Source organism: Psittacicella gerlachiana (genome assembly GCF_003585965.1).
GTDB classification, from domain to species: Bacteria; Pseudomonadota; Gammaproteobacteria; order Enterobacterales; family Psittacicellaceae; genus Psittacicella; species Psittacicella gerlachiana.
In genome coordinates this window covers 1-9,631 of record NZ_NRJF01000177.1, presented here as the reverse complement: position 1 = coordinate 9,631, position 9,631 = coordinate 1, and the positions used below count along the sequence as shown (strand labels likewise).

Genomic DNA, 9,631 nt, shown 5'->3' with positions numbered 1-9,631 from the left:
AATTAAAGATTTATTACCATTAGAGTGGCAAAATTCAAATATTCTTTTCCCACCTGAATGGGTATTTGAGAAATCTACTTTTAACGCTGATTTAGATAATAAAACTCTAGAGATTTATAATAAATACTGGAATCAGTTACGTGTAAGTGGACAAAAATAAAATTCTTAAAAATAAGGACGTTTTTTGCGTCCTTATTTTATTTTTTAAATAACTTGAAAAATATTGTTTTCATGCTTGGCAAATATAATATTTTTATGGTAATATTAAACAAAGAAGAAAACTTACCAACCAAAACGTATCCATTCAATGTCTTTGTGCAAGGTATAAAATACTAATGCCTTAAAGATTTTTACAGACAAAATTTGCTTAAGTTTTATTAATCACTAATTTGTTTGCTAAAAAATTTATAGCTTTAGTGTTAAACGTAACCACACAAAGATTTTATTTTATTAATATCTTTAATTTTGAATTTATAAAAATTAAAAAAATTATGAGCGAAAATAACTACAATTTAAATCTGCCACAAACAGATTTCCCAATGCGCGGTGAATTGCCAAAACGTGAACCGCAAATGTTAGAACAATGGTATAAAGATGAGCTATACCAACAAATTCGTAAAGCACGTGAAAACCGTCCTATGTATATTTTACATGATGGTCCTCCATATGCTAATGGTACGATTCACTTAGGTCACGCCCTAAATAAAATTCTTAAAGATATTATTATTAAAGCAAAAACAATTGAAGGTTACGATTCACCTTACATCCCTGGTTGGGACTGTCATGGTTTACCAATTGAATTAAAAGTTGAAGGTTTAGTAGGTAAACCAGGCGTAAATGTAGACGCAAAAGAATTCCGTCAAAAATGTCGTGAATATGCGTTAGAACAAGTAGATTTACAAAGAGCAGATTTTAAACGTCTTGGTGTTCTTGGTGATTGGGAAAACCCATACTTAACCATGAACTTTGATACTGAAGCAGAGATTATCCGTACCCTAGGAAACCTAGTGAAAAACGGACACATGTTTAAAGGTCACAAACCAGTTTACTGGTGTGTGGAATGTGCTTCAGCTCTTGCAGAAGCTGAGGTTGAATATCGTGATAAAAAATCAGAATCAATCTATGTAGCTTTTGCTGCTAAAGATGCTAAAGCTGTTAATGAAAAATTTGGCGTTACAGATACCAATGCACCTACGTTTGCAATGATCTGGACGACAACTCCTTGGACAATTCCAGGTAACCGTGCAATTTCATTAAATGCAGAGTTCGAATATGTATTAGTGAAAGCAACAGTTGACGGCAATCAATATTTTGCAGAACCAGCATACTTTGTTTTAGCTAAGGAATTAGTAGAAACTGTAGCTACAGCTTGTAAATTTAGCTCATATGAAGTAGTTGGACATCCGGTATTAGGTAAAGATTTAGAATTATTAACTTTTGTTCACCCATTATTCTCACATGATGTACCATTTATCCTTGGTGATCACGTTGGTTTAGATGCGGGTACAGGTTTAGTTCATACCGCACCAGATAACGGTCTTGAAGACTTTGAGGTTTGTAAAAAATATGGTATCGGTTTAGCTAACATCATCAATGATGATTCTGAGTTTAAAGCTGATGTTCCTAAATTTGCAGGTATGAAAATTTTCGATGCTAATGTTCCAGTAATTAAAGAGTTAGCTTACGCTGGTCGCTTAGTATTCAAAACTTCAATTCAACACTCATACCCACATTGTTGGCGTCACAAAACTCCAGTAGTTTACCGTGCAACTCCACAATGGTTCATCGGTATGGATGTAGCTGGTTTACGTCAAAATGTACTTGATGAAATCAAACAAGTAAAATGGATTCCAGCATGGGGTCAACCTCGTATCGAAAACATGGTGAGTGGTCGTCCTGACTGGTGTATCTCTCGTCAACGTACTTGGGGTGTACCAATTCCTGTATTTACAAATAAAGAAACAGGTGAACTTCACCCACAAACTTTAGAAATCATCGAAAAAGTTGCAAAACTTGTTGAAAAAGATGGTATTCAAGCTTGGTGGGATGTGAGTAACGAAGAGCTTCTTGGTGCTGAAGATGCAAATAAATACACTAAAGCTAAAGATACTTTAGATGTATGGTTTGACTCTGGAGCAACTAGCCAAACAGTTGTAAAATTACGCCCTGAATACAAAGGTAATATCACTAACATGTACCTAGAAGGCTCTGACCAACATCGTGGTTGGTTCATGTCTTCTATCTGTATCGGTGCAGGTGTTACTCAAAAAGCTCCTTATAAAGAAGTATTAACTCACGGTTTCATCGTTGACGGTAATGGACAAAAAATGTCTAAATCTTTAGGAAACGTAATCGTTCCTCAAGAAGTTAACGAAAAATATGGTGCTGATATCTTACGTTTATGGGTAGCACAAACTGACTACACTAGTGATATCCGTGTTTCTGATGAGATCTTAAAACGTTCAGTTGACCAATACCGTCGTATTCGTAATACTACACGTTTCTTATTAGCTAACTTAAATGGTTTTGATCCTGAAAAACATGCTGTACCATTTGAACAAATGTTATCTGTAGATAGATACATTGTTTCTTTAGCTAAAGCTTACCAAGAACAAGTACGTGCTAACTACGAAAAATATGAATTACATTTAATCGTAAAAACTTTAATGCAATTCTGTTCTGTTGATCTAGGTTCTTTCTACTTAGATACAGTTAAAGACCGTATCTATACCTTAAAAGAAGATAGTTTAGCAAGACGTTCTGCACAAACTGCAATGTACTATGTAGCTGAAGCTTTAGTAAGATGGATGGCTCCAATTCTTAGCTTTACCGCTCAAGAAGCTTGGGAACACTTACCAGGTAATCGTGATAAATATGTATTTACAGCATATCACTTCGATAAACTTGTAGCTAATGATACTGCAGTAAGCGACAATGCTTGGAAAGAATTACTTCAAGTACGTGATCAAGCAAACGTAGCTTTAGAAGCTTTACGTAAAGATAAAACTATAGGTTCTTCTTTAGAAGCACAAGTTACTTTATATGTTTCTCCTGAAGCTAAAGAATTAGTTCAAGCTTTAAATACTTTAGGTGAAGAAGCAAAATACGTATTCTTAGTATCTAAACTAGAAGTAAAAGATTTATCACAAGCTCCAGTTAAAGCTGATAAATTCTACGTTGAAGCAGCTAAAGTTGATGCTCCTAAATGTGACCGTTGTTGGCACTTTACCTCTTCTGTTGGTTCTAACGCTAATCATCCACAATTATGTGCAAGATGTGTTGATAACCTTGAAGGTGAAGGCGAAGTTCGTCACTTTGCATAAAATAAATTTAATTAAACAATATTCGAAAAGTAAAAAAGAGGTGGGAATATTCCTGCCTCTTTTTGCTTTTCTTTATTACGCTTGACATTTATTGTATAATTTATAGCGGTAAAACTTAAAAATGGATTAGATTAACTCACTATGGCAAAACTATTTTTCTATTATTCAACTATGAATGCTGGTAAAAGCACTAACCTTTTACAAGCTTCGCATAACTATAAAGAAAGAGGATTTAATACCATTCTCTTTAACTTTCATGCAGATAATCGTGATGCAAATGGAGAGTTAACTAATAAAGAGTTATTTATAACTTCGAGACTAGGAATTAAAGAAAAAGCTCATCCTTTTGCTCCTGATACCAATATGATCGAAGCGATCAAACAAATTACTGAGCAAGAACTTCCCCTAAAAAACAATGATGGGAGCAATAGACCTATAGGAGCAATCTTAATTGACGAAGCTCAATTCCTGACAGCCGAACAAGTAAAACAACTTTCTGACATAGTTGATTATCAAAATATTCCGGTTCTCTGCTACGGGATTCGTACCGATTTTTTAGGTGAGCCTTTTGCAGGATCCGCTTGGCTTCTTGCTTGGGCTGACGAAATTATAGAATTAAAAACTATTTGTGCTACCGGTAAAAAAGCAACTTTTGTTCTACGCCTAGATGAAAATGGCAAACCACAAAGCTCAGGAGAAAAAGTCCAAATTGGTGGTAACAATGTTTATGTCGCAGTATCACGTAAACTACATAAGCAGGCTTTAGAATCGGGAGAACTCGGCTATGCAGCTTATCACGATTTTTCAAAAAAATAAATAAAAAACAAACAACAATAAACTATATTAGGATAGATTTATGACAACAAAATATGATTTTGATCTTCTAGTTATTGGCGGGGGTAGTGGCGGTATCGCTACTGCTAATCGTGCAGCTATGCACGGAGCTAAGGTAGCAGTGATTGAAGGTAAAGCTTTAGGTGGTACTTGTGTAAATGTGGGTTGTGTACCAAAAAAAGTACTATGGAATGGAGCAAATCTCTTATCACAAATTAAGACTTTAAGTGCAGATTATGGTTTTCAAACCTCAGTAAATGCAATTAACTTTGCTCAACTAGTAGAAGCAAGAGAAGCTTATATTTCTCGCATTCATAACTCTTATAATACAACTTTTACTAAAAATGCAGTAACTCTCATTACAGGATGGGGAAGTCTTGTTGATGCTCATACGGTAAAAGTAGTGTCACCAGAACAAACTACAACTAACTATACAGCAGAGAGAATCTTACTTGCTCCAGGCGGTAAGGCAGTGATTCCAAATATTGAAGGGGCAAAACTTGGTAAAACCTCTGACGACTTTTTTGCTTTAACTGAATTACCAAAAAGTGCGGTCATTGTTGGTGCTGGCTATATTGCTGTAGAATTAGCAGGAGTTTTAAATTCATTTGGCGTAGATACTACTCTTGTAACTAGAGGTGATCGTCCATTACGTTGGGCAGATAAAGATATTACAGATGAACTCTTAGAAAACTTTAAACTTCAAGGATTAAAACACCTAGGTAACAGTGAGTTTACTAAAGTTGAGCAACTAGACAATGGACAAACTCGTCTCGTTACCAATCATGGGAATTTAGATTCTGAGTTTCTTGTTTGGGCTATAGGACGTGAACCAAATCTAGCTGGGTTAAATCTTGATGAAGTTGGAGTAATAACTGATAGTGAAGGCTTTATCATTACTAATGACCTTAGTGAAACCAGTGTTCCGAATATTTTAGCTATCGGTGATGCTACCAATGCTCCAGCCCTAACTCCAGTAGCAATTAAAACAGGCCGTATGCTTGCCGAAAGACTTTACAACCATAAAGAGGGATTACACTTCAATAAGGATTCATATATCCCTACGGTAATCTTTAGTCACCCTGCAATAGGGACAGTAGGCATGTGTGAAAAAACAGCATTAGAAAAATTTGGTGCTTTTGATCCTCAAACTAATCCAAATGGCATTAAAGTTTACAGTAGTAAATTTACTTCGATGTTAACTGCAGTTACTTCTCATCCAGAAAAAATCTTCATGAAACTCGTTGTTCAAGGTGAAAACGAAAAAGTAATTGGTTTACACGGTATTGGCTATGGCGTTGATGAAATGATTCAAGGTTTTGCGGTAGCAATGCAAATGGGAGCAACTAAAGCAGACTTTGATAATACGGTAGCTATTCACCCTACGGGATCTGAAGAATTTGTAACCATGCGTTAATAAAATTAAGTTAAAATAAAGGGTAGACCTAGTCTACCTTTTATAGTCTATACTTTATGAAATTTAAAAAATTTTTTCCTCTTATTCTATGTTTGCTATTTCCCTTAAGTAGTTATGCGGCTTTAACTGGAGAGCAACAAAAAATTCTTGAACGAGCAAATTTTACGCCTTACAACCTTGTTTATGAAGATACTAATATCAAGGTGGTGATTTTTGAAGATATAACTGTTACTTTCTTCGGCAATTCAAATTATTTTACTACCGGTCCCGTATTTACTAAAGATACTCAAAGTAACCTTGTTTACAATACTTTAGATCGTATCTTAATTGATAAAATCTCTCCTCATAAAGCACAATTTATTAATTTAACCGCAAAGAATGAAAAAATTCATGCTTATGTGATTTTTAATATAAATTGTAGATACTGTCATAATTTAATTGCAGATGCCAGAAAATTCCAAGAACAAGGTATTTCCTTAACTTTTGTTCCGTTAATTAACTATAATAAGCCTCAAGAAGCAGAGAAAATAAATTATATTCTCGAACAACCTGCAGAAAAAAGATTCACTTATCTTGCTCAACCTGTAGCACAAATAAAAACTTCGAATCAACGTATAGCTATATTAGATACTACGGATAAACTTTTTAAGGATTTTAAAATAGATTCTTACCCCGTAGTTTTTCTAAGTAATGGCTTAAGAATTTTACATGGTTATAGCGATTATAATAGTGCTATGCAAACCTTTAATTACTTTATAAATCAACAATGACAAAAATGCTTATCAAATATCAAGAAGAAGACTTTAATCCTTTATACTGGCGTTCTTTTAAAGGTATAGCTTCTTTATATGGGATAAATGCTTTAGGAACTTTTGCTCAAAGCCAAGTTATTATCATTGGTGTTGGCGGAGTTGGTTCTTGGGCGGTTGAAAGTTTAGCTCGTAGTGGGATAGGATCACTAGTATTAGTTGATGCTGATGATATTTGTATTTCTAATATTAACCGTCAACTACCTGCATTACATTCAACTAAAGGTGATGATAAAACTGAAGTTTTAGCTCAAAGATGTAAAGATATAAACCCAAATCTTGATGTAAAAATCATAGATAAATTTCTTGCCTTTGAAAATATGGCTGAGATTATTTGTCCTCATCCTTTTACAGCTCAAGGTTTAACTGCAGAACCTCAAATTCAACAACCAAATGTTTATGTTATTGATGCTATTGATAATGCTGAAGTTAAAGCTAATTTAATTAACTTTTGCCGTCGCAATAAATATAAACTGGTAGTCTGTGGAGCTGCGGGTGGTAAGTATGATCCGAGCAAAATTAGCCTTGCGGATTTAACTCAAACTTCACAAGATCCTCTAATTGCTAACGTAAGAAATCGTTTACGTAGAGAATTTGGTTACAGAGACAGATTTAAAGATAAAAAATTTAATGTTCCTACAGTTTACTCTAGTGAACAAATGAGTTTACCTGAAGACAAGCAAGCTTGTGATCTACAAAGTCTTAACTGTAATAATGGTTATGGCTCGGCAACTGTAGTTACTGCAACCTTTGCTAATTTTGCGGTAGCTAAAATTTTAGAATTAATTAAGAAAAACCCTTAAAGCAAAAACCTAGGAAATTCCTAGGTTTTTACTTTAAGGGTAAATTTTTACTAAATTTTTATTGCCAAACAATTTTGCAAAAAAATCTTCAAGACTAAGTAGCAGATTTATTTCCTTTATTACTTGACTTACCTTTACTTGCTGGAGCATCAGGTTTTTCTTTAACAAGATTTACATCAAAAAAGCTTTTCCACACTAAAACACTTTGTCTTAAACTCGAGTCAGTTACATCATTGGCATTCCAACTAAAGCTAGGTTTAAAAGTTAAATAGTTATCTAATAAAACTTTGTCATCAGTTAGATACCAATTTTTAACTAAAGCATTAAAAATCTTTTTCTTTTTCGCTAAGTCTACAACTTGTTGAGGATCATCTTGAGCTACTGCATACTCGATACTAAATACAGAAGTTGCTAATGAATTAGGATCGTTATTGTATAAAGAGGCAAAAGCGATAAATGATTTACAAGGATCAATATATAACCCCTCTTTTACCGAACCTATATATACCGTACATGCTTCTACTAATGTAAAAAACTCATTTAACTGAGGAATTACATAACGTCCATTAACTACTCGTGGCTTAGAATAATGTGCAAATGCCCAAGAGAAATAATTTACAAGATTAGCATATTCTACCAGCTGTCTTTTTGCATAATCATTTTTAATATCATAAAGTACAGCTTCTTGTAAATTATGCCAAATACCTTTATTATCTTCAAAACTAGCTCTAATATATACTGTAGCTTCTGTAGGCGTAAAATTAATATTAGAAGCTTGAACCTTTAAACTTACAGGAAATATAAGAATAGAGGCTAGAAATGAAAGTAATTTTACAGAAAACTTCATATAAAAATCACCTTACGTTATATAAATTTTAAAAACCTATACAACCCTAAATCGATTAAATTCAAAATATCTTGCTTTGAAGCTTTGGTAGCTATAGTTTTTAGTTAATTAGTTTTATCCCTGCTTATTTGTATTTCAATACGATCTCTAAGAAGAAAATCAATCAAAACACTGCTTAACTAAAGCTAATATAGTTCTCATAGAAATATTAACTTTTATACAGACTAAAAGCTTATACCTTCTACTTCAAAAATGTATCTAATACCAAGAGCAAGAACAACAAAGAATGCAACTAAGAAAGTAATTACTTGATATAAACCACTATTTGATTTACGATTTTTTACTAATGTTTGGAGTTCATCTTCAAAAACTTTACTATCGTTATAATGAAAACCTTTTTCTTCTAAAACTTCAATAATCTTAGTATTATTTTCTGAATCTATATCTTGTAATTCTTTTTCTGCTTTAACTAGTTTTTCTAGCTCTTGCAATTCGACTATTTTTTCTCGATAAGATAAAAGCATTTGTGCAGACTTAATATTAATCTCAGTTTCTTGAGCATAAGTTTGAGCATTATTAGGTTCTGCTTTCTGTGCAAGGTCTAGGTAATTTTGTCTAACTTGCATATACTTCTTCCCAATTCCTAAAGTATATCCAAAAATTAGATCATTCTTATCTTCAATTAAAGTTGTTGCTTTATCTTTGATTTCTAATAAATTATCAAGTAGTTGCTCAGTTTCAGGATTATCTTCTCCAAGCTGCTCACTATCCATAATTTCTAAACGCAAATCATACTGCTTCTTTACGAGGTTTTCTATTTTCTCTGCAAGACGAGATTCACTACTAAATAAATCACTATTCATAGCTTATACTTCACTAATCTATATATAACACCTAACCAAAATTTCTTATTTATTTGATTAGAAATAATTACTAAAAAAGGTTAAACTTCCCCAGAAAACTCCTGCAATAAACGCTCCAAAAATGCAACCTTTAATACATGCTCCTACACACTGTTTATACGTCTGTTGCTTTTTAGATTCTATCTCCTGAATAGACTGTTTTAATTTATCATGACTATTATTAGGTAATTGATATTTAGCAAGAAGCTTTAAAACTTCTAAATTATTATTCTCTTTTCTTTGTTCGATTTCTTTTTCTTGTACTCGTAGTTGCAGTAATTAACTTTTATACGAGTTTTGTAATTTTAGAAACTCTTGTCTAAGATCAGCATTTTCAAGATCAAGTTCGGTTTCATTTTGGATTAAATCGATTCTATTCGGTTGATATTTAAAAACTAATTCTAAATATTTAGCTCTTAAACTTTCATACTCAGCTAAAGCAAATTTGACTTCACGATCGAAATCTTCATTTACTTCATTTTCTAATTCCTTTAACTCATGCTTGATTTTACTTACTTTATCTTGAAAATAATGCAGTGGAGCTTTTACTACAGAATTACTCATATTTTTATTCCTTACTTTTGGATAATTAGAAGTGAGGTTATTTTAGATTTTTTTATTTAAGATTATTTGTGAATTTATATATCTACTAAGACCTCTTTTTAGCAGGCTTTACTTTTTCAAACTCTGTTTTTA

Annotated in this window: 8 protein-coding genes; 5 read left to right on the top strand and 3 right to left on the bottom strand. The window is 32.9% G+C overall.

The features are described from left to right. The first annotated feature begins 491 nt into the window (after positions 1-491). From ileS to CKF59_RS05875, 5 genes are all read left to right on the top strand, one after another. On the top strand, positions 492-3,323 hold the full coding sequence (gene ileS, locus CKF59_RS05895; RefSeq protein ID WP_119535031.1) for an isoleucine--tRNA ligase: 2,832 nt from the start codon (positions 492-494) through the stop codon (positions 3,321-3,323). Positions 3,324-3,464: 141 nt separating this feature from the next. Then, complete coding sequence (locus CKF59_RS05890; RefSeq protein ID WP_119535029.1) at positions 3,465-4,139, top strand: thymidine kinase; 675 nt, start codon at positions 3,465-3,467, stop codon at positions 4,137-4,139. Between the two features lie 40 nt (positions 4,140-4,179). Continuing rightward, positions 4,180-5,574 (top strand): glutathione-disulfide reductase, encoded by a 1,395-nt coding sequence (gene gorA, locus CKF59_RS05885; RefSeq protein ID WP_119535028.1) that lies wholly within the window; start codon positions 4,180-4,182, stop codon positions 5,572-5,574. 56 nt (positions 5,575-5,630) lie between these two features. Continuing rightward, entirely contained in the window at positions 5,631-6,344 is a 714-nt protein-coding gene (locus CKF59_RS05880; protein ID WP_119535027.1) for a thioredoxin domain-containing protein, read from the top strand. A gap of 5 nt (positions 6,345-6,349) precedes the next feature. Then, positions 6,350-7,186 carry a tRNA threonylcarbamoyladenosine dehydratase gene (locus CKF59_RS05875; protein WP_119535030.1) on the top strand — a complete coding sequence of 279 codons (837 nt, stop codon included), beginning with the start codon at positions 6,350-6,352 and terminating at the stop codon, positions 7,184-7,186. Positions 7,187-7,280: 94 nt separating this feature from the next. On the opposite strand, the gene CKF59_RS05870 is transcribed toward CKF59_RS05875, so the two are convergent. The 3 genes from CKF59_RS05870 to CKF59_RS05860 all read right to left on the bottom strand — a co-directional run bounded on the left by CKF59_RS05870 (position 7,281) and on the right by CKF59_RS05860 (position 9,499). Continuing rightward, positions 7,281-8,033, bottom strand: coding sequence for a hypothetical protein (locus CKF59_RS05870; RefSeq protein ID WP_119535026.1), 753 nt, complete (start codon positions 8,031-8,033; stop codon positions 7,281-7,283). A gap of 224 nt (positions 8,034-8,257) precedes the next feature. Continuing rightward, positions 8,258-8,896, bottom strand: coding sequence for a hypothetical protein (locus CKF59_RS05865; RefSeq protein ID WP_119535025.1), 639 nt, complete (start codon positions 8,894-8,896; stop codon positions 8,258-8,260). Positions 8,897-9,214: 318 nt separating this feature from the next. Beyond that, positions 9,215-9,499, bottom strand: coding sequence for a hypothetical protein (locus CKF59_RS05860; RefSeq protein ID WP_119535024.1), 285 nt, complete (start codon positions 9,497-9,499; stop codon positions 9,215-9,217). Positions 9,500-9,631: the final 132 nt, after the last annotated feature.